The organism is Halomonas sp. CSM-2 (assembly GCF_002119345.1).
GTDB classification, from domain to species: Bacteria; Pseudomonadota; Gammaproteobacteria; order Pseudomonadales; family Halomonadaceae; genus Vreelandella; species Vreelandella janggokensis.
In genome coordinates, this window is record NZ_NBYR01000025.1 from 22,747 (window position 1) to 45,746 (window position 23,000).

At 59.3% G+C, this 23,000-nt stretch carries 20 protein-coding genes; 13 read left to right on the forward strand and 7 right to left on the reverse strand.

From position 1 onward, the window contains the following. Nucleotides 1-22 precede the first annotated feature (22 nt). Both B7L15_RS17555 and B7L15_RS17560 read right to left on the reverse strand, forming a co-directional pair. Nucleotides 23-304: a hypothetical protein gene (locus B7L15_RS17555; RefSeq protein ID WP_085920206.1), complete on the reverse strand. Its 282-nt coding sequence runs from the start codon at nucleotides 302-304 to the stop codon at nucleotides 23-25. Between the two features lie 516 nt (nucleotides 305-820). Continuing rightward, a complete protein-coding gene (locus B7L15_RS17560; RefSeq protein ID WP_085920207.1) occupies nucleotides 821-1,435 on the reverse strand; it encodes a CDP-alcohol phosphatidyltransferase family protein in 615 nt (204 codons plus the stop codon). A 284-nt stretch (nucleotides 1,436-1,719) separates the two neighbouring features. On the opposite strand from B7L15_RS17560, the gene B7L15_RS17565 reads away from it, so the two are divergent. From B7L15_RS17565 to B7L15_RS17585, 5 genes are all read left to right on the forward strand, one after another. Further along, on the forward strand, nucleotides 1,720-3,351 hold the full coding sequence (locus tag B7L15_RS17565; RefSeq protein WP_085920208.1) for an SLC13 family permease: 1,632 nt from the start codon (nucleotides 1,720-1,722) through the stop codon (nucleotides 3,349-3,351). Nucleotides 3,352-3,445: 94 nt separating this feature from the next. Then, nucleotides 3,446-4,591 (forward strand): exonuclease SbcCD subunit D, encoded by a 1,146-nt coding sequence (locus B7L15_RS17570; protein WP_085920209.1) that lies wholly within the window; start codon nucleotides 3,446-3,448, stop codon nucleotides 4,589-4,591. After that, nucleotides 4,588-7,191 carry an AAA family ATPase gene (locus tag B7L15_RS17575; RefSeq protein ID WP_085920210.1) on the forward strand — a complete coding sequence of 868 codons (2,604 nt, stop codon included), beginning with the start codon at nucleotides 4,588-4,590 and terminating at the stop codon, nucleotides 7,189-7,191. The genes B7L15_RS17570 and B7L15_RS17575 overlap by 4 nt, the downstream gene beginning before the upstream one ends. 117 nt (nucleotides 7,192-7,308) lie before the next feature. Beyond that, a complete protein-coding gene (locus B7L15_RS17580; RefSeq protein ID WP_085920211.1) occupies nucleotides 7,309-8,049 on the forward strand; it encodes a tellurite resistance TerB family protein in 741 nt (246 codons plus the stop codon). Beyond that, on the forward strand, nucleotides 8,049-8,528 hold the full coding sequence (locus tag B7L15_RS17585; protein WP_085920212.1) for a phosphatidylglycerophosphatase A family protein: 480 nt from the start codon (nucleotides 8,049-8,051) through the stop codon (nucleotides 8,526-8,528). Before B7L15_RS17580 ends, B7L15_RS17585 begins: the two co-directional genes overlap by 1 nt. A gap of 80 nt (nucleotides 8,529-8,608) precedes the next feature. Here the strand turns inward: B7L15_RS17585 and B7L15_RS17590 are convergent, their stop codons facing one another. The 3 genes from B7L15_RS17590 to B7L15_RS17600 all read right to left on the reverse strand — a co-directional run bounded on the left by B7L15_RS17590 (nucleotide 8,609) and on the right by B7L15_RS17600 (nucleotide 11,797). Continuing rightward, nucleotides 8,609-9,991 carry an NAD-dependent succinate-semialdehyde dehydrogenase gene (locus B7L15_RS17590; RefSeq protein WP_085920213.1) on the reverse strand — a complete coding sequence of 461 codons (1,383 nt, stop codon included), beginning with the start codon at nucleotides 9,989-9,991 and terminating at the stop codon, nucleotides 8,609-8,611. A gap of 172 nt (nucleotides 9,992-10,163) precedes the next feature. Beyond that, nucleotides 10,164-10,790 carry a peptide-methionine (S)-S-oxide reductase MsrA gene (gene msrA / locus B7L15_RS17595; protein ID WP_422823502.1) on the reverse strand — a complete coding sequence of 209 codons (627 nt, stop codon included), beginning with the start codon at nucleotides 10,788-10,790 and terminating at the stop codon, nucleotides 10,164-10,166. A gap of 98 nt (nucleotides 10,791-10,888) precedes the next feature. Further along, on the reverse strand, nucleotides 10,889-11,797 hold the full coding sequence (locus B7L15_RS17600) for a LysR family transcriptional regulator (RefSeq protein ID WP_085920214.1): 909 nt from the start codon (nucleotides 11,795-11,797) through the stop codon (nucleotides 10,889-10,891). A 139-nt stretch (nucleotides 11,798-11,936) separates the two neighbouring features. On the opposite strand from B7L15_RS17600, the gene B7L15_RS17605 reads away from it, so the two are divergent. The 5 genes from B7L15_RS17605 (at nucleotide 11,937) to B7L15_RS17625 (ending at nucleotide 17,421) form a co-directional block, all read left to right on the forward strand. After that, nucleotides 11,937-13,454, forward strand: a complete 1,518-nt coding sequence (locus B7L15_RS17605) for a CoA-acylating methylmalonate-semialdehyde dehydrogenase (protein WP_085920215.1) — start codon at nucleotides 11,937-11,939, stop codon at nucleotides 13,452-13,454. A gap of 27 nt (nucleotides 13,455-13,481) precedes the next feature. Continuing rightward, nucleotides 13,482-15,146, forward strand: a complete 1,665-nt coding sequence (locus B7L15_RS17610; protein ID WP_085920216.1) for a GMC family oxidoreductase — start codon at nucleotides 13,482-13,484, stop codon at nucleotides 15,144-15,146. 191 nt (nucleotides 15,147-15,337) lie between these two features. Next, nucleotides 15,338-15,541 (forward strand): cold-shock protein, encoded by a 204-nt coding sequence (locus B7L15_RS17615; protein WP_009101184.1) that lies wholly within the window; start codon nucleotides 15,338-15,340, stop codon nucleotides 15,539-15,541. A 158-nt stretch (nucleotides 15,542-15,699) separates the two neighbouring features. Further along, nucleotides 15,700-16,368, forward strand: a complete 669-nt coding sequence (locus B7L15_RS17620) for an alpha/beta hydrolase (protein WP_085920217.1) — start codon at nucleotides 15,700-15,702, stop codon at nucleotides 16,366-16,368. 48 nt (nucleotides 16,369-16,416) lie between these two features. Then, on the forward strand, nucleotides 16,417-17,421 hold the full coding sequence (locus B7L15_RS17625; protein ID WP_085920218.1) for a YihY/virulence factor BrkB family protein: 1,005 nt from the start codon (nucleotides 16,417-16,419) through the stop codon (nucleotides 17,419-17,421). Between the two features lie 55 nt (nucleotides 17,422-17,476). Here the strand turns inward: B7L15_RS17625 and B7L15_RS17630 are convergent, their stop codons facing one another. Continuing rightward, nucleotides 17,477-18,886 (reverse strand): PhoH family protein, encoded by a 1,410-nt coding sequence (locus tag B7L15_RS17630; protein ID WP_085920219.1) that lies wholly within the window; start codon nucleotides 18,884-18,886, stop codon nucleotides 17,477-17,479. Between the two features lie 316 nt (nucleotides 18,887-19,202). Between B7L15_RS17630 and ybaK the strand changes: the two genes are divergently transcribed. From ybaK to B7L15_RS17645, 3 genes are all read left to right on the forward strand, one after another. Continuing rightward, a complete protein-coding gene (gene ybaK, locus B7L15_RS17635) occupies nucleotides 19,203-19,670 on the forward strand; it encodes a Cys-tRNA(Pro) deacylase (RefSeq protein WP_085920223.1) in 468 nt (155 codons plus the stop codon). 94 nt (nucleotides 19,671-19,764) lie between these two features. Continuing rightward, nucleotides 19,765-21,162, forward strand: coding sequence for an ATP-dependent RNA helicase DbpA (dbpA, locus tag B7L15_RS17640; protein WP_085920220.1), 1,398 nt, complete (start codon nucleotides 19,765-19,767; stop codon nucleotides 21,160-21,162). Nucleotides 21,163-21,207: 45 nt separating this feature from the next. Further along, on the forward strand, nucleotides 21,208-22,086 hold the full coding sequence (locus B7L15_RS17645) for a PA4780 family RIO1-like protein kinase (protein WP_085920221.1): 879 nt from the start codon (nucleotides 21,208-21,210) through the stop codon (nucleotides 22,084-22,086). A gap of 66 nt (nucleotides 22,087-22,152) precedes the next feature. On the opposite strand, the gene B7L15_RS17650 is transcribed toward B7L15_RS17645, so the two are convergent. Continuing rightward, on the reverse strand, nucleotides 22,153-23,000 hold an 848-nt coding region (locus B7L15_RS17650; RefSeq protein WP_303393822.1), incomplete at its 5' end, for a transketolase family protein.

Below are 23,000 nucleotides of genomic sequence, written 5' to 3' on the forward strand. Positions count from 1 at the left end.
GTGGGCGAGGGAAGATAGCCCGCTAGGCTAAGGCGGCGCTTTTTGAGGGCGTCGCAATGGGCACGCTCATGGCGTCGATATTGGCGTAGCCCTTTTCAACCAGCGCAACCACGTCCGGGGATGAGCCCCAGCGCAACAGCATGGTGTCGATTAACTGTTCGGCTTCGTTAAAGCGGCCGCAGTGGCTAAGCAGCTTGGCCACGGTGTAATCGCAGGCGGGGGTGTCAAACATGTCGTCCTTGATTTCCTGAATGGCGAGTTGCAGTCCGGCCTGTGAAATCTCAATACGCTGTTCGCGTTGCATAGCACGTCTCCTTGTGAATGCGGGGTCGTCAATATCGGGCTCTGCCGATGTTTATTATATTGTACCTATATTGTACGAGGTGGAGCCTATTATAATGCTTCTCATCGTGCGATAACCTGGGATATGCAAACGAAAGGTTATTGCAGATTCACCTTCCTGAACAGCAATTGCCTTCAATTTTCTACCGCATTTATTTAAATAACATGGGTTTATATTTCAATGAAGGGGGCTGGAGTTATGAGCCTGGTAGTGTCATCCATGGTTCGCGTCCCAGTAAAAAAAATTATGCAAATCTTTGCAATGTTGGCGGTTAGCATCTAAGGTTACCGGTGTGTAGGACAAGGAATCGTCTGGCTCGCCAGGAAGGCAGGCTTACGGATAAGCCAGCAAGCCCGATAGGAAATCAAATGACAGGACGTCATACAGCACATGCCATGGAAAGGTATCCGGGAGGGATACAAACGACAGGACGTCGGTGAGATGCATGAAGGCCCCCGAGAGGGGGTTTTTTTGTGTCTAAACATCACGCCTAAGGGTGAGGTAACCGCCCCATAGCCGTGTGGTGGTGGTGATCAGGCAGGCCACCGCGAAAATACTGGCGAGTAGCGGGAAATGCTGAGGAAACAGGCAAAACACCACCAACGCAACAAAGGTTTCGGTGCCCTCGGTGAGCCCTTCCAGGTAGTAAAACGCTTTTGTCGGAAAGTCGGGCCGCTCGACGCCGCGCTGTTTGGCGGCAATCGCAAACGCTAGAAACGACGTGCCGGTGCCGATAAAGGTAAACAGCAGGAAAGCGGCAGCCAGGGCATTCTCGGCCGGGTTGGCCAACGCAAAGCCCAACACGACGGCTGAATAAAAAACGAAATCCAGACCGATATCCAGAAACCCCCCTGCCTCGCTCGTCTGGCCGCTCACCCGAGCCAAGGCGCCATCCAGCCCATCTCCCAGGCGATTCAACAATACTGCCACCAAGGCAAGCGCGTAATGCTCCCATGCCAACAAGGGCAGAGCAGTGATGCCGATCAGGAAAGCGATAAAGGTCACCTGGTCGGGCGTGGCACGCCCGGTAAGCCGATGGGCGAGCCGTTCAAGTGGGCGATGGGTCAGGGGCATGGTCCAGCGGTCTAGCATACGGCGCTCCTTGGGGTGAATGACGATGAAACCAGTAAGCTAACATACCGGCCGAGCGGCGACCCGACCTATGAGGCCATGCTTATGAATTAAACTAAAGTCGTTATACTTTAGTATCAATGATGAATAAATCACTGGACGCCAGGCGCAGGGGCATGGAAAACGGGGGCCGAAGAAGGCGCTTGCCCTGACGGTTCCGGTCGCTATGGGTGGGTCGTGTGTATTCTTCATAACCTTACACACTTTCGGTGAGCGAAGTACGTCGTATGCTAAGCAATGGAATGATGACGGTGTGGAACCAGCTTTGGGCTTCCCACCAGCAGGCAAAAACCCTGTTACTGTGCGCGCTACCTACCACGGGCGGTTCGGGAAGCGGTAGTGCGTCTGGCAATAACGGCGCGGGCCCCGAGCCGCGTCCACCGGCGTATACAAAGCCGCAAAAAGTAGGGCTGCTGCTTGGCCCGCTGCTGTTCGCCTTTGTGGTGTTGTTCTTTCATCCTGCCGACCTGAGTTTTGAAGGCCGGATGGTGCTGGCCACGACGCTATGGGTCGCGGTGTGGTGGATTACCGAGGCGATCCCGATTCCGGCCACGTCGCTACTGCCCATTGTCTTGCTGCCGATCACCGGGGCGCTGGAAAGCAGTCGGGTGACAGCGGCCTACGGCAACCCGATTATCTTCCTGTTCCTGGGCGGCTTCATGATCGCCCTGGCCATGGAGAAATGGGGGCTGCACAAGCGTATTGCGCTGGTGATCATTGGCCTGCTGGGAACCAGTATCAATCGCATCGTGCTTGGCTTCATGGCGGCCACCGGCTTTTTGTCGATGTGGGTGTCCAACACCGCCTCGGTGATGATGATGCTGCCGATTGGCACGGCGATTGTGTACCAGGTTACCCAGGAGCTGAGCAAAACAGATGGCGACCACAGCGACGATATCGATAAATTCAGCAAGGCGCTGATATTTGGTATCGGCTACGGCGGCACCATTGGTGGCCTGGGCACCTTGATTGGCACGCCGCCCAATATCATCCTGGCAGCCACCGTGTCGGAGCTGTTTGGGGTTCAGATTTCCTTTGCCGAATGGATGTTCTTCGCCTTTCCCGTGGTGGTGATTCTGCTCTTTGCGGCCTGGCTGTTGCTGACCAAGGTAGTTTATCGCGTCAGGTTTGCCGATTTGCCTGGGGGCAAGGCGGTGATCGACAAGGAAAAGCAGGCCCTGGGCGCCACGCGCTTTGAAGAAAAAGCCGTGCTGGCCGTGTTCCTGTTCGCCGCCTTTATGTGGATCACGCGCTCGTTTTTATGGGAAGGACAGTTGCTCAATATTCCCGGCATCAACGACACCATGATTGCCATGGTGGCGGCCATTGCGCTGTTTTTGATTCCCTCCAAACGTCGCGGCGGCTGCTTGCTGGACTGGGAGGTGGCCAAGGATGTGCCCTGGGGCATTCTGCTGCTGTTCGGTGGCGGTCTGGCGATTGCGGCGGGCTTCAGCGCCTCGGGACTGGCCGAGTGGATCGGCGAGCAGATGAGCGTGCTGGAAGGCGTCAACTTTCTGCTGGTGATTCTGATGGCCAGCGCCATGGTACTGTTCCTGACCGAGATCACCTCGAATACCGCCACGGCGACGATGATTTTGCCGGTGCTGGCGTCGTTGGCGCTGGCGCTAAACGTGCATCCCTTCGTGCTGATGGTGCCCGCGGCCATGGCCGCCAACTGCGCCTTCATGCTGCCGGTGGGTACGCCGCCCAACGCGATCATTTTCGCCACGGGCAAAATCAAGATCGCCGAGATGGTGCGCAACGGCTTCGGGCTCAATATCCTGGCGCTGGTGTTGATCGTCGCGGCGGTCTATATCCTGCTGCCGATGATGTGGGGCGTTGATTTGACCAGCTACCCCGACGCTTTCCGCCGCTGATTCACTGACGGTTGAGCTTGTCCTTTAACGCCCCGCCAACAGCGGGGCGTTTTGCTAGTATGATGCCGTCATTCTTCTTTTTGCTGAGTTTGCCATGCGCCTACTGCACACCGCCGACTGGCACCTGGGTCGGCTGTTTCACAACCTTTCGCTGCTGGATGACCAGCGTTACGTCCTCGATCAACTGGTCGATATCATCGACCGCGAAGGCGTCGAGGCGGTGTTGATCGCCGGGGATATCTACGACCGCTCGGTGCCGCCTGCTTCAGCAGTGGCATTGCTGGATGACGTGCTGACGGCGCTGTGCAGCGAACGCAACCTGCCGGTGGTGATGATTTCCGGCAACCACGACAGCGCCCAGCGGCTGGGCTTTGGCGCAAGCCATTTACGCCAGGCGGGGCTGCACATTCTGTCTGATCTGACGGACATCGAGCGGCCGGTAACGCTGTCTGCCAAAGGCGTGGAGGTGGACATCTTCGGCATTCCCTACGCCGACCCGGAATATGTGCGCAGCCAGTTAGAGGTAGACGTGCGCGACTTCGACGGCGCCCATCGCTACCTGGTCGAGCGTATCAACGCCCAGCGCCACCCAACACGCCCGACGGTGCTGATGAGCCACTGCTTTGTGGATGGTGGCAGCGCATCCGACTCCGAGCGTCCGTTGACGCTCGGCGGTGCCGAGAGCGTCGCCTGGGAGCCCATGCAATCGTTCGACTACGTGGCGTTGGGGCATTTGCACGGCCCCCAATACCGTGGCGGAGAGCACATCCGCTACAGTGGCTCCCTGCTCAAGTACAGCTTTTCCGAAGCAAGCCAGCGCAAGGGCGTTACCCTGGTGGATATCGACGAACAGGGTGTCTGCCACATCGAGCACCGCCCTTTGACGCCGCGCCTGGACGTGCGCGTCCTGGAAGGCGAGCTGGATTCGCTTATTGCCCAGGGGCTTGGCGACCCTCATGCAGACGACTACCTACTGGTTCGCCTGACCGACCGCCATGCCATCCTCGACCCCATGGGCAAGCTGCGGGAGGTCTACCCCAACGTCATGCACCTGGAAAAGCCGGGCATGCTGGAATCCCGCGGCCGCCAACAGCTGGATCGCGAGCGGCTGCGGTTCAGCGCGCTGGACATGTTCAGTGATTTCTTCGCCCAGACCAGCGGCGAGGCGATGACCGACGAGCAGGCCGAGGTCATGAACGAGCTGATCAGCCAGCTCAACCGTGACGAGGAGAACCGATGACGCCGCTAAGCTTGACCATGCAGGCCTTTGGCCCCTTCGCCGGTCGTGAAACCCTCGACTTCACCGCGCTGGGGCAAAGCCCGCTGTTTCTGATCAACGGCCCCACTGGTGCGGGCAAAAGCTCGATTCTGGACGCCCTGTGCTTTGCGCTTTATGGCCAGACTACCGGTGCCGAACGTGACGCCAGCCAGATGCGCTGCGACCAGGCCGCGGCGGATGCGCTTACCGAAGTGACGCTGGACTTTCGCCTGCGCGGCAACGCCTACCGGATACGCCGCGTACCCCAGCAGGAGCGCCCCAAGGCGCGTGGCGAAGGAACCACCACGCAAAACGCGGAAGCCCAGCTTTGGCAACTGACGGCTGAAGGCGAGCAGGGCGACTGCCTGGTCGCCAAAAGCGTCAACGACGCCACGACTCAGGTCCAGGGCCTGATAGGGCTCGACGCCAGCCAGTTCCGCCAGGTGATGGTGTTGCCCCAGGGCAAGTTTCGCGAGATGTTGCTGGCGGACTCGAAAGACCGCGAAAAAATCTTTTCTCAGCTGTTTCAAACACAGATTTTTCAACGCATCGAAGAGCATCTGCGGACCCAGGCCAACCAGATCGAGCGCGACGTCAATAACCACCGCCAGCGGGTGCAGGGTATCCTGCAGGCCAGCGATGTGGAAAACGATGCCGCGCTCGACGAGGAACGCCGTTCTCTGGAGCCCCGGCGCCAGGCCGCCCAGCACGACCTTGCCGAGGTCAGGGCGCGCCGTGAGGCCGCTGAAAACGCCGAGCGCCAGGGCAGGGAGTTACAGGTCCAGTTTGATCAACAGGCCAGGCTCAAGGCGGCCAGGAAAGAACTGCTAGATCAGAAAGACGACATCGACGACGCCCAGGCAAGGCTGGCCGCTCATGCCCAGACACAGGCGTTGGCAACGGTTTACCAGCGCCTGCAAGCCGCCCAGCAAACGGCCCGGTCGACCCGTGATGAGCTCGCCCAGGCAGAACGCACTGTGGCCGACCAGCGAGTCGCGCAGGCCGATGCCCAGCGAGCGCTGGCGGATGCCAAGCCGCCGTTTGAGCAGCTACCTGCGATGCGCGAGCAGGCGTTTCGCTTGCACCGTGCCGTTGAGCAATGCCAGGAACTGGCTGCGCTTGAGAGCCAGCGTGAGCAGCTTGCCCAGGAGGTTGAAAGCGCGGCGGCCGAGGTCACGCGACTGCGGCCAGGCGTTGAAGCCGCAGAGCAGCATGCCACCGCGCAGGAAATGCGCTGGCATCAGGGGCAGGCGGCGCTTCTGGCGGCGCGCCTGGAAACCCGAATGCCTTGCCCGGTCTGTGGCAGTCTCGACCACCCGGCCCCGGCGAGCGCCGAACAGGCGCCGGTGACCCAGGCCGAGGTCAAACAGGCCCGTACAGCGTTCGATAAAGCCCGTCAGGCGCTCTCGAAAGCCGAGCAGCACCATGCGCAGCTAAGCCAGCAACTCGCCGACAAGGCCTCGCATTGTCAGGGACTACGCGACGAACTGGGTGAGCAGTCCTCGCTGGAGGCGCTGGAAGCCGCGCAGGCCAAGCTCAAGGCCGATATGCAAGCCGCCGAAACCGCCTGGCAAACCGCTCAGGAAAAAGCCCAGCAGGCCCAGACGGCGCTGGCTCGCGCCGAGACAACGCTGGACGACGCTAAAAAGCGCCAAGCCCGCGCCAGTAGTGCCCTTGATGAGGCGCAGCAGGCGTGGCAAAACGCCCTGGCTGAGAGTGTCTTCGACGACGAAGAAGCGTTCAACCAGTCGCGGTTAACCGATGACGAGGCGCGACGGCTCAACGAGTCGGTGGCCCACTTTCAGCGCGAACAGGCCAAGCTGGAAGGGCAGTTGGAGGCAATTCACACTCGCCTTGAGGGGCAGGCATTGCCGGATCTAACCGCCCTGGCAGAACAGGTCGCTGAGGCAAAGGCCCAGGAGCAGGTCTTTGAAAAAAACTATCAGCAGCTGGCCACGAGGATTGAGCACTTGGATGCCACGCGAGAAAAGCTTGACGCCGCCCATGCCGCCCAGGCATCCCTTGAAGCCCAGTATCGGGTATGGGGTACATTGAGCGAGGTCGCCAACGGCCGCACGGGGCACCGCATCAGCCTGCAGCGGTTTGTGCTCGGCGTCCTGCTGGACGACGTGCTGATTCAAGCCTCCGAACGCCTGGTGCACATGAGCCGCGGTCGCTATCAGTTGGTGCGCCGGGAAGACCCATCCAAAGGCAATCGCGCCTCGGGGCTGGAGCTTGACGTGGCCGATACCTACACCGGCAAGAACCGTCCGGTGGCGACGTTATCGGGCGGTGAATCCTTTATGGCCGCGCTCTCTCTGGCACTGGGGCTTTCCGATGTGGTGCAGGCCTACGCTGGCGGCATTCAGCTGGATACGCTATTTATCGATGAAGGCTTTGGCAGCCTCGACCAGGATGCGCTGGACCAGGCGATTGCCATGCTTAGTGAGCTGCAAATGGGCGGTCGCATGATCGGGATTATTTCCCACGTCAGCGAACTCAAGGAGCAAATCCCGGTCCGTGTTGACGTGCGGTCGAGTCGTCAAGGAAGCTCGGTGGGCATAAAGGGTGCACTGCGTTAATGCCAGGGGGCATTAGGTTTTGCAGGCATGGTTCATGCTGCGTTCATGCAGCATGTTCTATAACGTGGGTTGGTCGTCAGCGAGTCCTGAAAAGACTCTCTACTTAGGAGTACAAGGATGAACGCAAGCAAGATTTTACAGCAACTGATGCAACAGGCAGGCGGTAGCCAGAAGGGCGGCAGCAGTGGTGGCGTCGATGTCAAAGGCATGCTGAGTGGCCTCTCTAAACAGCTCGGCGGGAGTGACCAGGGCGGCAAGTCAAGCGGCGGTTCATCGAGCGGGTTCGATATGAAAAGCCTGCTGGGTGGGGGCGCCATGGGCATGCTGGTCGGCTCCAAGCGCGGCCGTAAGCTGGGCGGCAAGGCCCTCAAGTACGGTGCCATTGCGGGTGTCGGGGTATTGGCCTGGAAGGCCTGGCAAAGCTCACAGGCTGGCAAAAACGCGTCCGGCGAGTCGCAGGGCAGCGCCGAAGGGGAGCGCGTCGAGGTGCTGGACGGCGAGTATCAGGAGCGCCGCAGCCTGGAGTTGCTGCAAGCGATGATCATGGCCGCCCGGGCTGATGGTCACATCGACGAGCAGGAGCAGGCGCTGATCACCGAGCAGATTGATGAACTGGGCGCCGATCAGGAAATGCATAACTGGGTCGAGCGGCAGCTAAAGGCACCGCTGGACGCCCAGGCACTGGCCCGTGAAGCGGATTCACCCCAGGCAGCGCGGGAAATGTACCTGATCAGCGTGGCCGTGACCGACGAGCAAAACCCCATGGAGCGCGCCTGGCTCGATCAGTTGGCAAGCGCCCTTGAGTTATCGCCTGACATGGCCCGCGAGCTTGAACAACAAGCCCAACAGGCCGGCTGATGCTTGATACGCTCAATTTCTGGGTCGCTACCGGTTTTGGTCTGGGGTTGGCGCCGGTGGCCCCGGGTACCTTCGGTTCGCTGATTGGCATACCGTTGGCGTGGTGGTTGCTGGGCCGGCCCGTTGGCTATCAGGTAGCGGTGATCGCGGTGCTATTGGTAGTGGCAGTGCCGGTATGTCACGTCGCTGCCTGGCATTACGCGGGTCTGGATCACGGCAGTATCGTTGCCGATGAATATGTCGCCTTTCCATTGGCCGTCATCGGGTTAACGGCCGCGCGCCAGCCGCTGGTCATGCTGCTGGCGTTTGCGGTCTACCGTTTTTTCGATGGCTTGAAGCCGCCGCCGATTCACCTGGCCGAATATGTTCATGGCGGCTTGGGTATTGTGCTGGACGACGTGATTGCAGCCCTTGTGACCTGGGTCGTGCTGGCGCTACTGTTGAAGTTCTGGCAACGCCGAACGCTAAAAAGTACCTGACAATGCGCCTGAACTAAAAAGCGCCGCAGGCTAAAACTGCGGCGCTTTTCGTCATTGCATCAAGTTGTACTTATCGAAGCCTATTCCTTGACGACGATGACCGACTTGGCGTTGACGAATTCGTGCATACCGAAGCCGCCATGCTCTCGGCCGTAACCGGAGTCTTTCACGCCGCCAAACGGCATTTCCGGGGTGGCCACGCCAAAGCCGTTGATAAATACCATGCCGGTATCGAAGTACTGGCTGGCAAGCTCGGTGGCACGCTTCACATCCTTGGAAATGATCCCACCGCCGAGGCCATAACGGCTGTCATTGGCAATGCGCATGGCATCGTCGTCATCCTTGGCGCGAATCAAGGCCGCCACCGGGCCAAACAGCTCGTCATCGTAGGCGGGCTGGCCGGGGGTGACGTTATCCAGCACGGTGACCGGATAGAAGGCGCCTTGGCCGTCGGGCTTCTGGCCGCCGCATAGGATCGTCGCGCCCTGGCGTACGCTTTCTTCCACCTGCTCATGGAGGTCGTCGCGTAAATCGACGCGCGCCATGGGGCCGACATCGATGCCGTCTTGCGTGGGGTCGCCCACCTGCAGGGCGTTCATCCGCTCGACGAAACGCTCCTTGAAGGCCTCGTAGTTGGCCTCGGTCACCACAAAGCGTTTGGCGGCCACGCAGGTTTGCCCGGTGTTGTAGACACGACCCATCACGCAGGTGTCCACGGCGACGTCCAGGTCGGCGTCGTCGAGTACCAGATAGGCGTCGTTGGAGCCCAGTTCGAGCACGGTCTTTTTCAGGTGCTCGGCGGCCTTGGCGGCGACCTTGCGGCCTGCACCGTCGCTGCCGGTCAGCGTGACGCCGCGCACCGCCTTATGGGCGATGACCTGGTCGGAGACGTCGTGGGAAATCACCAGCGTACGGAAAACGTTTTCCGGCAGGCCCGCCTCGCGGTAGATTTTTTCCAGCAGCAGGCCGCTACCGGTGACGCATTCGGCATGCTTCAGCAGCACGGCGTTACCCGCCATGATGTTGGCGATGGAATAACGCACGACTTGATAAGCGGGGAAGTTCCACGGCTGAATGCCGTAGATGACGCCCATCGGCGAATAGGTCACGATGCCGCGTTCACCGTTGCTCGGGTTGCGCGTTTCATCGGCAAGGGATTCCGGGCCGCGCTCGGCAGTGTAATCGCAGATGCCCACACACAGGTCGACTTCCTGATAGGCCTGCGAGGGCAGCTTGCCCATTTCCTTGACCATGAAGTCGGCAAGTTCTTCTTTGTGCGCCTTGAGCGCCTCGCCAATGGCCTTGACCACCTTGGCACGGTGTTCGAGAGGCTTGAGCCGCCAGTCGAGAAATGCCTGATGGCTGGCCTCCACGATCTGCATCGCCTGGCTTTCATCCATCAGCGCATAGGTCTGGAGTGTTTCGCCAGTGGTGGGATTGACGGTGGTGATGCTGTTGCTCATAAGATCTCCTATCTATAGATCAACATGGTGGAATCAACGCTGCTCTTAGAACCGCGTCCTGGCGCGTCGCTAGTCGTTGACCGACTGGTCTATTATGAATGTCTTGGTAATATAGTAGAAGATAGAGGGTGTTGCCTAATAGCCTCTCACTATGGGGAGATAAACGTCTCGGTCAGTCAAAGGTGGGCCCGCCGGCCTCGTCGCCCCAGACTTCTTCCAGGCGGTCGTCGCGTCCGCAACTGAAGCGGTAGAACTTGTAGCGGACCGGGTTCTTCTCGTAGTAGTTCTGGTGGTATTCCTCGGCCGCCCAAAAAGCGTCCCCCGGCAGTATCTCCGTGGTTACGCTCTCTTCGAAGCGTTCTTCCATCTCTTCCTTGGAAGCTTCGGCCAGTTCGCGCTGTTCGTCATTCTGATAAAAGATCGCCGAACGGTACTGGTCGCCGACATCGCAGAACTGGCGGCCGACCGCGAAGGGGTCGATGTTGCGCCAGTAAATTTCCAGCAACTGCTCGTAGCTGATCTGGTCCTCGTCGTATTCGACCTTGACCACTTCGATGTGGTCGGTGTTGCCACTGCTGACGTCATCGTAAGTGGGGTTTTCCAGCTCGCCGCCGGCATAGCCGGAAATGGTCGCCGTCACGCCGGGCTGGCGGTCGTAAGGGGGTTCCATGCACCAGAAGCAACCCCCGGCAAATACCGCTTCCGCGGGCGTTTCAGCCTGCAGCGATGTACTGGTGATGCCAATGGCGGCCGTAGCGATACCCAGAGCTAACGGGCGAAACGGTAGGTGTTGCATCATGAGGTTGACTCCCGGTAGGTGAACCATGCTGTCGTCAGTTCTGAGTTGTTAAGTCGCCGGGTAGTTCACTTTCCTTATAAGCGAACGCTATCCCCTCGTTAAACCCGGCCGTGGCGTGGGGGCCATACGTCGTCCAGGGTTTTTAGCGCGGCGGCGATGGGTGGCTCGACGGAACGATCGTGTCGCCAAATCAGGCCCAGTGAACAGGGCAGGCGAACATGCTCCGCCACGGCCAGGCCGCTCTCCTGACGTTCCGCCATGGCCAGGGCATCCCTTGCCAGGCTAAGGCCCACGCCGGCGCGCACTAGATCGAGCATGCAGGCTTCCTGGTCGACCTGGGCGACACGGTTTGGCGTGATGCCGCCGTCGGCCAGGCGATGGTGAAGGAGCCGGTGGTGGACGGAGTCGGGGGGCGTGACGATCCACGGTAGACGGGCCAGAGACGTCCAGCGGGTGTCTGCCAGCCGCGCCTCCCAGCCGGCAGGGGCAATCACGTGATAGTCAAACTGGGTCAGCTCTCGCCAGGCCAGCGCCGAGTGGCCGGTACCTTCACCCGGGGGCGCCAGGTAAAAGCCCACGTCCAGCTCACCCTTTTCAATGCGCGTCAGTACGCGGCCACTCATGCCGTGGTGCAGCTCGGTTTCCAGCTGTGGCGCCCTGAGCATCAGGCGGCTTAAAAAAGCTCCCAGACGAATAAACTCGGGGTCGACGATGGTGCCGATGGTCAGTTTGCCGCGCAGCGTGCTGTGCAGGGCGCTGGCGGTTTGTTCAAAAGCGCTGGCGCTGGCCAATGCCTTTTCGGCGGCCGGCAGGAGAGCAAGGCCGTCGGCGGTCAGGCTCAGGCCTTGAGGACGTCGGTTGAAGAGAGCGAGCCCCAGGCTGGCCTGAAGCTGCTTCAACTTTAGGCTTACGGCGGGCTGGGTGAGGTGCAGTTGCTCGGCGGCGCGTGACACGCTGCCAGCGCGGGCAACCGCCACGAACGCCCGTAGTGTGGCGTATTCCTGCATGGGCGACCTTCTTGATGCGCATTGTTATTAATCAAGCTTATATCGTGGTTAAAAATTACTCAATTGATTGCCCCCGTTAGGCGGTTAATCTGGTGTTACCGCTATTTTAACTATCACGATACTTATAAAGGTTGCTTCCATGACCACCACAACGACCACCGCTATCCAGCATTTTATTAATGGCCAGGTAAGCCAGGGCACTGGCGATGCCCAGGACGTGTTTAATCCCGCGACGGGCCAGGTTAGCGGGCGCGTGTCGTTAGCCGGTGAGCACGATGTGAATGCCGCCGTGGACGCCGCCCAGGCTGCGTTTCCTGCCTGGGCCGATACGCCGGCCATTCGTCGCGCGCGGGTGATGTTCAGGTTTCTGGAGTTGCTCAACGCCAATAAAGATGCCTTGGCCGAGGCGATCACTAAAGAGCACGGTAAGGTGTTTACCGATGCTCAGGGCGAAGTGGCCCGGGGTATCGATATCGTCGAGTTCGCCTGCGGTATTCCCCAGTTGATGAAGGGCGACTATACCGAACAGGTGAGCACCGGCATCGATAACTGGACGGTACGCCAGCCGCTAGGTGTAGTGGCGGGGATTACGCCGTTCAACTTCCCCGTCATGGTGCCCATGTGGATGTTTCCTGTGGCCATTGCGACGGGTAATACGTTTATCCTCAAGCCGAGCCCGCTGGACCCCAGCGCCTCGTTGATGATTGCCGACCTGCTCAAGCAGGCCGGTTTGCCCGATGGTGTGTTCAACGTGCTGCAGGGCGGTAAAGACGCGGTTGAGCGGCTGCTGGATCACCCTGACGTCAAGGCACTGTCGTTTGTCGGCTCCACGCCCATCGCCAACCTCATTTACGAGCGCGGTGCCCGCCACGGGAAACGCGTCCAGGCGCTCGGCGGGGCGAAAAACCATATGGTGGTGATGCCCGATGCACATCTGGATAAGGCCGTTGATGCTCTGGTCGGCGCCGCCTATGGCTCGGCGGGCGAGCGCTGCATGGCAATCAGTGTGGCCGTGTTGGTGGGTGATGTGGCCGATAAGATCGTGCCAGCGCTTGCGGAGCGCGCCAAGTCCCTCAAAGTGAAAAACGGTATGCAAGTGGACGCTGAAATGGGCCCGATTGTGACCCGCGAAGCGCACCAGCGCATTACCGGTTACATCGACAAAGGCGTGGCCGAGGGGGCCGAACTGCTGGTTGACGGGCGCGAGTTTGACGCTTCACAGACCGGCGACGGCTGCGCAGATGGTTTCTGGATGGGCGGTACGCTGTTTGACCACGTCACCCCGGACATGACGATCTACAAAGAAGAGATTTTTGGCCCGGTACTGGTCTGCGTGCGGGTACCCGATGCGGCCACGGCGATTCAATTGATCAACGACCATGAGTTTGGCAACGGCGTCAGCTGTTTCACTGAAAGCGGCAGCGTGGCACGGGAGTTTGGTCGTCGCATTCAAGTGGGCATGGTGGGTATCAACGTGCCCATCCCGGTGCCCATGGCCTGGCATGGCTTCGGCGGCTGGAAGCGTTCGCTGTTTGGCGACACCCATGCCTACGGTGAAGAAGGCGTGCGTTTCTACACCAAGCAGAAGTCGATCATGCAGCGCTGGTCCGACTCGATTGATGGTGGCGCAGACTTTGTCATGCCCACCGCCAAGTAAACGCCGACGCGTTGCGGGAGCCAACTCATGACCGATACAACAAACAATACCTTTGACTTTATTGTCGTGGGGGCAGGCACCGCGGGGTGCCTGCTGGCCAATCGATTGAGCGCCAACCCCGATCATCGGGTGCTACTGATCGAGGCGGGCGGGCGCGATAACTATCACTGGATTCATATTCCGGTGGGCTATCTGTATTGCATCAATAACCCGCGCACTGACTGGATGTTCCGCACCGAGCCGGATAAAGGGCTCAACGGTCGCTCGTTGATTTACCCGCGGGGCAAGACCCTGGGCGGCTGTTCGAGCATCAACGGCATGCTGTATATCCGAGGCCAGGCGCGGGATTATAACCACTGGGCCGAGGTGACCGGCGACGATGCCTGGCGCTGGGAAAACTGCCTGCCTGATTTTATCAAGCACGAACACCATCATCGTCTGGACGAAGGTGGCGATGCTGATCCCGAGCACCGCGACTTCCATGGCCACGGCGGTGAATGGCGGGTGGAAAAGCAGCGGTTAAGCTGGCAAGTGCTGGATGATTTTGCTGAAGCAGCGGCACAGTCAGGTATTCCCCGGACACGCGACTTTAATCGCGGCGACAACGAAGGGGTGGACTACTTTGAGGTCAATCAGCGTGCCGGTTGGCGTTGGAATACATCAAAAGCGTTTTTGAAGCCGGTGCGACAGCGTCATAACCTGACCATCTGGCACTCAACCCATGTCAACCAACTCCTATTTGCTAACGATGGCACAACACCCCGCTGTGTGGGTGCCGAGGTGGTGCGCAACGGTGAAACGCTGCGTGTGGGCGCCAACCGGGAAGTGATCCTGTCTGCCGGGTCGATTGGTTCCCCTCAGTTGTTGCAGCTTTCCGGCATTGGTCCCGCTGACCTGCTGGCCGAGCACGATATCGAGGCAGTGAGCGCCTTGCCCGGCGTGGGCGAAAACCTGCAGGATCACCTGCAAATCCGCTCGGTGTATAAGGTTCAGGGGGGTAAAACGCTCAACACGATAGCCAATTCCCTGGTAGGCAAGGCTAAAATTGGCCTGGAATATGCCCTTAAACGTACTGGTCCCATGAGCATGGCGCCGTCACAGCTGTGCATATTTACGCGCAGCTCCGAGGAGTATGACGACGCCAATATCCAGTATCACGTTCAGCCGTTAAGCCTGGAAGCGTTTGGTCAGCCGCTGCACCCCTATGCCGCGATTACGGCGAGCGTGTGTAACCTGAATCCCAGCAGCCGCGGGACGGTCAGGATTAAAAGCCGCGACCCGCGCCAGGCACCGGCGATAGCGCCGAATTACCTGAGTACGCCGGAGGATCGCCAGGTGGCGGCTGATTCCTTGCGGGTCACGCGTAGAATTGCCGAGCAGCCGGCCTTTGCGAAGTATCAGCCTGAGGAAGTAAAACCGGGCCTTGAGTACCAGAGCGACGACGAGCTGGCGCGCCTGGCAGGTGATATTGGCACGACGATTTTTCATCCGGTGGGCACCGCGCGGATGGGGCGAGACGACGATCCCATGGCCGTGGTCGATAGCCGACTGCGGGTTCGGGGTGTCACTGGCCTTCGGGTAGCGGATGCCAGCGTGATGCCGACGATCACCAGCGGCAACACCAATTCACCGACGCTGATGATCGCTGAAAAAGCCGCAGGGTGGATACTTTCGGCGCGGTCATCGTACTGACACTTTTTTACGCGATAGTATTGACGTGTGCTGAAACAAGGCGCATTCTTCTGAGCAGTAGGTTAGCAAGTCGAACGTTGTCAGCAGTATCGAAGCGCCGCAAGCGTTGAGTCTGGTGAAAGTTTCTTGTTCTACCCACTGCAACTCGGGTATTACCCGGCTTTAAATACGCTTTATCGAGGATTTCGATCATGGCAACTGGTACCGTTAAGTGGTTTAACGACACTAAAGGCTTCGGCTTCATTTCTCCGGACGACAACGGCGACGACCTGTTCGCGCATTTCTCCGAAATTCAGGCTGACGGCTTCAAAACTCTGCAAGACGGTCAGAAGGTTTCCTTCGACGTCACCCAGGGTAAAAAAGGCCTTCAGGCTTCCAACATCAAAGTTCTGTAATTCAGAACGGTGATGTGTGCCATCAGCCGATAGCTGATGTGCTGAAAAACCCCGCTTATGCGGGGTTTTTTGTATGTGTATGAAAAATCGCCACATTACTCGCCCTAGACGTTGCTTTGCGCTAGGGTGAGGTTTTTTTAAGCAAGGGATGAATCATCATGACAGCGCCTGGCGAACTCATTATCGAGCCGAAAAGCGGTAAACCCGCCGATGCGTGTGTGTTCATATTGCATGGTTTAGGTGCCGACGGGCATGATTTTGAACCTTTAGTTCCCGCGCTGGGTTTGCCGGCCAGCGCCAATGTACGTTTTATCATGCCTCACGCCCCGCGTTTGCCGGTGACCATCAACGGCGGGATGGTGATGCCTGCCTGGTACGATATCCTGGCGATGGACCTGGGCCGCCGGGTCGATGAAGCGCAGCTAAAGGTTTCGGCCAAGCGTATTCAAACGCTGATTCATGAGCAGATTGATCAGGGTATCGATAGCCAGCGGATTATTGTGGCGGGATTTTCCCAGGGCGGCGCCGTTGCTTATCATGCCGCGCTTTCGTTTCCCGAGCCGCTTGGCGGACTCTTGGCAATGTCGACCTACTTCGCCACCGCCGACAGCATTGATCTGGCCGAAGCCAATCGACAGATTCCCATTGAGGTTCAGCATGGCAGCTTTGACCCCATCGTGCCGGAAAGCTTGGGCAAAAGCGGCGCTGACCGCTTAACGAGTCTGGGCTATGCCGTCAATTACCGGCAGTACTCCATGGCCCACTCGCTTTGCCCTCAGCAGGTAAGCGATATTGGGCGCTGGCTTTTACAGCGCCTGAGCAGCTAATTAAAACATTGACGCTGTGCTGGTAAGCGTTATTTCAGGAGTAGGCGCATGTTTCGACCCTCGCGTGGCCGCCAAGCCGAACTCCCCAACGAAATTCCCAAGCCAGGCTGGCACGACATCGTCTGGCGTGTTTTGCGCTCGGCACGTCGTGACCGCATCATGCTGCTGGCAGCGGGTGTTGCCTTCTACGCGCTGCTTGCGTTGTTTCCGACCATTGCGGCGGTTATCTCTCTATGGGGGCTGTTTTCCGATCCGAATGAAGCAAGCCAGCAACTCTACAACCTCATCCGTTTGATGCCCCCCGAGGCGGCACAACTGATCGACAACCAGGCTCAGGAGGTGGTGGATAGCGTTGGGTCGAGTAATGAAATGGCGGCGCTGGTGAGCCTGTTGATTGCCATGTATATCGCCTCCAAGGGGGTCAGTGGCCTGATCGTGGGGCTGAACGTGGTGTATGGCGAACAGGAGCAACGCAGCGTTTGGCGTTTGGCTTTGCTGGTTACCACCATGACGCTCGGCATGATTGGCATGACGCTTCTGACGCTGGGATTCATAGGCCTGGTGCCGATGCTGGTCGATGCATTGGCGGTTGTTACCCCTCTGGACCGGATTATTGATTTTATGCGCTGGCCAGCCTTGCTGGTGATGATGAGTGCTGTCATCGCGCTGCTTTATCGCTTTGCGCCCTACCGGCGTGCCGCAAAATGGGAGTGGCTGAGTGTCGGCACCATGGTGGCAACGCTGCTTTGGCTGTTGGGGTCGGGCGGACTGTCGCTTTACGTGCGCTACTTTTCCAACTTCAGCGAGCTATACGGCTCCCTGGGGGCTGTAGTGGTACTGATGCTGTGGTTTTTACTCTCGGCATTTGTGGTATTGCTGGGTGCCGAAATCAACTGCGAGCTGGAGCGTCAGACCCGCCAGGACACGACCATTGGTCAGGAACGCCCGCTGGGACAGCGCGAGGCCTACGCCGCCGACACCCTGGGGCGTCAGCATCCGTGGCACGAAAAGGACGACACCAAAATGCCGGGGGATAATAACCGCCACGACTAATCTGATGCGCTCCGCCTCCTGCCTTAGGGCAGGAGGCGGGCTTGGTTTTAAAGCGTTACAGGAGTTCTTCGGCGGCCAGGGCCAGGCGGGAACGCTCGACGCTTTTCAGCGTGATATGCCCGGCATGGGGCCAGTCGCGGAATCGCTCTACCACGGCGGCCATGCCGCAGGTATTGGCGGTCAGGTAAGGGGTGTCGATCTGTCCTACATTGCCCAAGCAGACGATTTTGGTATTGCGCCCGGCCCGGGTGACCAGCGATTTTAGCTGCTTGGGCGTGAAGTTCTGCGCCTCGTCGATGATCAGAAAGGTGTCGTTGAGGGTACGCCCGCGCATGAAGCTGGGCGCGCGTATTTGTACCCGAGAGCCGATCAGCTGCCGTGTGGCGCCGTTGTCCCAGGTGGACTCGCCTTCATCGTTACGTAACAGGTTATCCATGTTGTCGTGGAAGGCGCCCATCCACGGCGACATTTTCTCCTCCTCGGTGCCGGGTAGAAAGCCGATATCCTCGCCCATGGGAATCGGCGCGCGGGTAAACACAATGCGTTCGAACTGCTTTTGATCCAGGGTCTGCTGGAAGGCGGCGGCTAGTGTCATGTAGGTTTTGCCGGTACCCGCGTTACCGGCGATGGTGACCAGGTCGATCTCCGGATCCATCAGCAGGTTGAGGGTGAAGTTTTGCCGACTGTCGTGGGCGTGAACTCCCCAAACGCCCGCATGGTGACGGTAGTTGGTGAGCAGTTGCAGCCGTGCCGAGGTAGGCCCCAGCTCGCGGATGATCGCCTCGAACTCAGCACCGTTTTCGCTATCCGACACCAGCATACCCACGTGCCAGTGACGCGGCATGTCGCCACTTAGTTGGTAGAAGGTGTGATGGTCGATGCGTTCGACGGTCACCTCCACGTTAAGCGCTTCCCAAAGCGAGGCGCCGTGCGGGCCTGCAGAGGTGTATACCTGGGCGCCTTCGATCATCGCGTCGCTGTCGTCGAACGCACGATCATTCAGGTAATCCTCGACGGGCACTTTCAACGCTGCTGCCTTGACGCGCAGGTTGATATCTTTGGTGATCAGGATCACCGAGGCATCGGGGCGTTCTTCGCGCAGCCGACAGGTTTCGGCGAGGATACGGTTATCGGGGCTGTCGTCCAGGGAGTCAAAGGGTTTGAGGTCGCGGTAGCAAAGAAAATGCAGCTTGCCGGACTCCCCGGTGATACGTGGAATCGGGATGCCGCTTTGAATTTCGTCGAAGGTGACCTGGCTGGTGAGGTCTGAAAGCGTACGGCTGATCTGGCGCGCTGTACGGGCGATTTCGCGGATACCGTTTTTGTGCTTGTCCAACTCCTCCAGGACGGTCATGGGGATAACGACATCGTGCTCGTCAAAGTGGTAGAGCGCGGCGGGGTCATGAATCAGGACATTGGTGTCCAACACGTAAAGCCTGGTTGCTTTCTTATCGAGTCGTACCATCGTGGCATTCACTCCGTGGTTGACGGCAACGTCGACACTGGCAGGTGCGTCTTACGTCCTAATGACACTTGCCTGTGTCGTTAAGATGGCGTGTCCTGGTACCTCCTTATTTAGCGCTTTTTAATAGCTTGGAAGGCATTGGTGTTTTTTGCCAATAAATCTCTTTCAACGAACGATGTCAACGCGAAGCGAGCGCTCTGAGGCTGGCATCTATTATGCTATCGTCGATGACGGCGCTTGGAGCGCAAACTCGCCCGTTGCCGCGTATCAATCCGACGACTTAAACGAAGAACACTGTGTTGGCGATGAGGTTTCCATGACACCCGCGATTAATAGCGCAAAACGCGCAGGCATTGCCTTTCAAGTTCACGAATACACTCACGAGCCGACGGCCGAATCCTACGGTATGGAAGCAGCGGAGAAGCTCGGCATTGCGGCTGAGCAGGTATTCAAGACCCTGGTCGTCAAGCTGGATGGCAAGCAGCTGGCGGTGGGCATTGTGCCCGTCACCGGGCAGTTGAACCTGAAACAGATCGCCAAAGCCGCCGGGGCCAAAAAAGCCGCCATGGCGCAACCCGATGAAGTGGAACGCACAACGGGTTATGTGCTGGGGGGTGTCAGCCCGCTGGGGCAGAAAAAGCGTCTGGCTACCTTTATCGACTGCTCTGCCGACGCGTTCGCCACGATTTATGTCAGCGCTGGAAGGCGCGGGCTTGAAATCGAGCTGGCGCCCAAGGATCTGCAAGCCCTCAGCCAAGCGCAACTGGCCCCTATCCTGGCATGACAACAGGGCGCGAGGAGGCGCTTTCTGGTATGGTGCGAGGCATTAAGGCCGCTCATGCTTAGCGGGGTATTTTTGCCCCTTCAGGAATTTTTCTGTGTCCGACACTTCTTTTGCTTCTCTGGCGCTGCCCAGTGCACTCGCCAGTAATCTCGACTCGCTGGGCTATCACCACATGACGCCGGTTCAGGCACAAAGCCTGCCGCCCATGCTGGCCGGCCGCGATGTCATGGCCCAGGCCAAAACCGGCTCGGGTAAAACCGCCGCCTTTGGACTGGCATTGCTGGCCGAGCTGCGCGTCGAGGCGTTCGCCGTTCAGGGGCTGGTGCTGTGCCCCACCCGGGAGCTTGCTGATCAGGTGGCGGAGGAACTACGCCGCCTGGCCCGGGCAATGCCCAACGTGAAAATCCTCACACTTTGCGGGGGCGCGCCGCTGGGGCCACAGCTTTCGTCGTTGGACCACGGTGCGCATATCGTGGTCGGCACACCGGGGCGCATTGACGAGCACTTGCGTAAAGGCTCTCTGACGCTTGGCTCGCTAACGACTCTGGTGCTGGATGAAGCTGACCGCATGCTGGATATGGGCTTTCAGGAAACGATCGACGCCATCATTGCCGACACCCCGGCCGACCGCCAGACGCTGCTGTTTAGCGCCACCTTCCCCGATGAGCAGACATCCGGCGGACTGGCGGCGATGACACGCGGCGTGATGCAGGACCCGGTGACGGTCAAGGTGGCCGAGGTTCATGACGCCACCACCATCGACCAGCATTTCTATCAAGTCGCAAGTGAAGACGCCCGCTTTGCCGCACTCAAACAGCTGCTGTTGGTTAACCGGCCGACCACCAGCGTGGTGTTCTGCAATACCAAGCGCGAGACTCAGGCGGTGGCCGACCAACTGGTAGATGCCGGTTTTAGTGCGGTCGCGCTGCACGGTGATCTGGAGCAGAAAGACCGCGACCGACTGCTTGTCTTGTTTGCCAATCAAAGCGCGTCTATTTTGGTAGCCACCGACGTGGCAGCCCGTGGATTGGATATTGCCCAATTGGATGCGGTGTTCAACTACCAGATCGCCCGTGAGCTGGATGTCCACGTCCACCGCGTGGGTCGCACCGGGCGGGCTGGGGCGAGCGGCATTGCCTGCACCCTGGTAACCCCCAAGGAAACCTACCGGCTGGAAAAGCTGGCCGACGTGTTGGGTGAAACCCTGACCACCGAGCCGCTGCCCAAGGCAACAAACGCTTTGCCGTTCGAGCCGCCCATGGCCACCCTGCAACTGGCCGGCGGCAAGAAAGACAAGTTGCGCCCCGGCGATATTTTGGGTGCACTGACCAGTGAAGGCGGCTTGCGCGGTGACCAGGTAGGCAAGATAAAAGTGCTTGCTCGCAGCGCCTACGTGGCGGTTGAGCGGGACAGAGTTCAGCAGGCCCAGGCAAAGCTTGAGCGTGATAAGTTGAAAGGGCGAGCCTTTCGCGTCCGTCGCATTCGCCATTAAGTGTCTATTTGAGCGTGAACTGAAAAGGAGCCAACGCAGCGACCCATGAAAATTCCTAAACGATTACAGCCCTTGGTCGATGACGGCATGATCGACGAAGTACTGATGCAATTGATGAGCGGTAAGGAAGCCCAGGTCTATGTGGTGCGCTGCGGTGAAGAGGAGCGCTGCGCGAAGGTCTTCAAGGAAGCCAAGCAGCGTAGCTTCAAGCAGGCGGCCCAGTACCAGGAAGGACGTAAAGAGCGTAACACCCGCCGCGCCAGAGCGATGTCCAAGAAAACCCGTTACGGCCAGAAAGAGCAGGAGCAGGCCTGGCTCAACGCGGAAGTCGATGCGCTTTACCGGCTGGCCGGTGCAGGCGTACGGGTACCCGAGCCCCACGGCTTTGTGGATGGCGTCCTGCTGATGGAAATGATCACCGACGCCGACGGCAACGTGGCCCCACGCCTGGATGAAGTCACCTTGACGCCGGAGCAGGCAGAGGCCTACTTCGCGAAGGTGATTCAGGACGTGGTGCGCATGCTGTGCGCCGGTTTGATCCACGGCGACCTGTCGGAGTTCAATGTGCTGGTGGATGCCCATGGCCCGGTGATTATCGACCTGCCCCAGGCCGTTGACGCCGCCGGTAATAACAGCGCCGCGGCGATGCTGTATCGCGATGTGGATAACATGCGCAACTACTTCGGCCAGTATGCACCCGCGCTTCTCGACACCCATTATGGTAAAGAAATGTGGGCACTGTACGAATCCGGCGAGCTGCACCCCGACAGCAAGCTTACCGGTCATTTCGACTTTGATACCCATATCGCCGACGTGGATGAACTGATGGAAGTCATCGACGACGCCAAAGAGGAAGAAGCCGAGCGACAGGCGCGCATGCGCGACGATGGCGATGATGATGGCGAGATTCCACAGCCTTACTGATCCCGCAATGAATAGGCTCCTCTGGCCTTGTGCCAGCGCGAGGCGCTGTTGCAATGCGATCAAGGCCTAGCCGAGTAGCTCATTGGCCTGTTTGACGACGTTTTCGACGGTAAAACCGAAATGCTTGAACAGGTCGCCCGCCGGAGCCGATTCGCCGTAGGTGGTCATGCCGATCACCCGGCCATCCAGGCCCACGTACTTGTACCAGTAGTCCGCATGCCCGGCTTCGATGGCGATACGCTTGGTGACCACCTTGGGCAGTACGCTTTCACGGTATTCGGCATCCTGGCCGTTAAAACGGTAGGCCGAGGGCATGGACACCACGCGGACGGCCTTGCCCTGCTGCTCGAGCTCAGCGGCGGCGTCCATCGCCAATGACACTTCTGAGCCGGTGGCAATCAGAATCAGCTCGGGCGTTACGGGCGTGCCTTCACTGTCCTTGAGAACAGGGTCTTTAAGCACGTACGCCCCGTTTTGAATCGACGCCAGCTGTGCCTTGGTGCGCTGCTGATGGGGCAGGCCCTGACGCGAGAGAACCAGCGCGGTGGGGCCGGAGTGGCGTTTGAGGGCGGCGTCCCAGGCCGCCACGGTTTCCACCGCATCGCAGGGGCGCCAGGTGTTCAGGTTGGGCGTGGTGCGCAGGCTGGTCAGCTGCTCGATCGGTTGGTGGGTCGGGCCATCTTCGCCAAGGCCGATGGAGTCATGGGTGAAGACGTAAATCGCCTGTTGCCCCATCAGCGATGCCATGCGCACTGAATTACGCATGTACTCCATGAAAATCAGGAAGGTCGCCCCGAACGGCACAAAGCCGCCGTGCAGGCCAATCCCGTTCATGACCGCGCCCATGCCAAACTCGCGCACGCCATAGTGCAGGTAGTTGCCACTGGCGTCTTCCGGCGTGATCGCTTTGGCGC

Excerpts from the sequence above, each read along its gene's own strand:
- B7L15_RS17555 (WP_085920206.1), bottom strand. The coding sequence starts at position 304 with ATGCAACGCGAACAGCGTATTGAGATTTCACAGGCCGGACTGCAACTC.
- B7L15_RS17560 (WP_085920207.1), bottom strand. The coding sequence starts at position 1,435 with ATGCTAGACCGCTGGACCATGCCCCTGACCCATCGCCCACTTGAACGG.
- B7L15_RS17565 (WP_085920208.1), top strand. The coding sequence starts at position 1,720 with ATGACGGTGTGGAACCAGCTTTGGGCTTCCCACCAGCAGGCAAAAACC.
- B7L15_RS17570 (WP_085920209.1), top strand. The coding sequence starts at position 3,446 with ATGCGCCTACTGCACACCGCCGACTGGCACCTGGGTCGGCTGTTTCAC.
- B7L15_RS17575 (WP_085920210.1), top strand. The coding sequence starts at position 4,588 with ATGACGCCGCTAAGCTTGACCATGCAGGCCTTTGGCCCCTTCGCCGGT.
- B7L15_RS17580 (WP_085920211.1), top strand. The coding sequence starts at position 7,309 with ATGAACGCAAGCAAGATTTTACAGCAACTGATGCAACAGGCAGGCGGT.
- B7L15_RS17585 (WP_085920212.1), top strand. The coding sequence starts at position 8,049 with ATGCTTGATACGCTCAATTTCTGGGTCGCTACCGGTTTTGGTCTGGGG.
- B7L15_RS17590 (WP_085920213.1), bottom strand. The coding sequence starts at position 9,991 with ATGAGCAACAGCATCACCACCGTCAATCCCACCACTGGCGAAACACTC.
- msrA (WP_422823502.1), bottom strand. The coding sequence starts at position 10,790 with ATGATGCAACACCTACCGTTTCGCCCGTTAGCTCTGGGTATCGCTACG.
- B7L15_RS17600 (WP_085920214.1), bottom strand. The coding sequence starts at position 11,797 with ATGCAGGAATACGCCACACTACGGGCGTTCGTGGCGGTTGCCCGCGCT.
- B7L15_RS17605 (WP_085920215.1), top strand. The coding sequence starts at position 11,937 with ATGACCACCACAACGACCACCGCTATCCAGCATTTTATTAATGGCCAG.
- B7L15_RS17610 (WP_085920216.1), top strand. The coding sequence starts at position 13,482 with ATGACCGATACAACAAACAATACCTTTGACTTTATTGTCGTGGGGGCA.
- B7L15_RS17615 (WP_009101184.1), top strand. The coding sequence starts at position 15,338 with ATGGCAACTGGTACCGTTAAGTGGTTTAACGACACTAAAGGCTTCGGC.
- B7L15_RS17620 (WP_085920217.1), top strand. The coding sequence starts at position 15,700 with ATGACAGCGCCTGGCGAACTCATTATCGAGCCGAAAAGCGGTAAACCC.
- B7L15_RS17625 (WP_085920218.1), top strand. The coding sequence starts at position 16,417 with ATGTTTCGACCCTCGCGTGGCCGCCAAGCCGAACTCCCCAACGAAATT.
- B7L15_RS17630 (WP_085920219.1), bottom strand. The coding sequence starts at position 18,886 with ATGGTACGACTCGATAAGAAAGCAACCAGGCTTTACGTGTTGGACACC.
- ybaK (WP_085920223.1), top strand. The coding sequence starts at position 19,203 with ATGACACCCGCGATTAATAGCGCAAAACGCGCAGGCATTGCCTTTCAA.
- B7L15_RS17645 (WP_085920221.1), top strand. The coding sequence starts at position 21,208 with ATGAAAATTCCTAAACGATTACAGCCCTTGGTCGATGACGGCATGATC.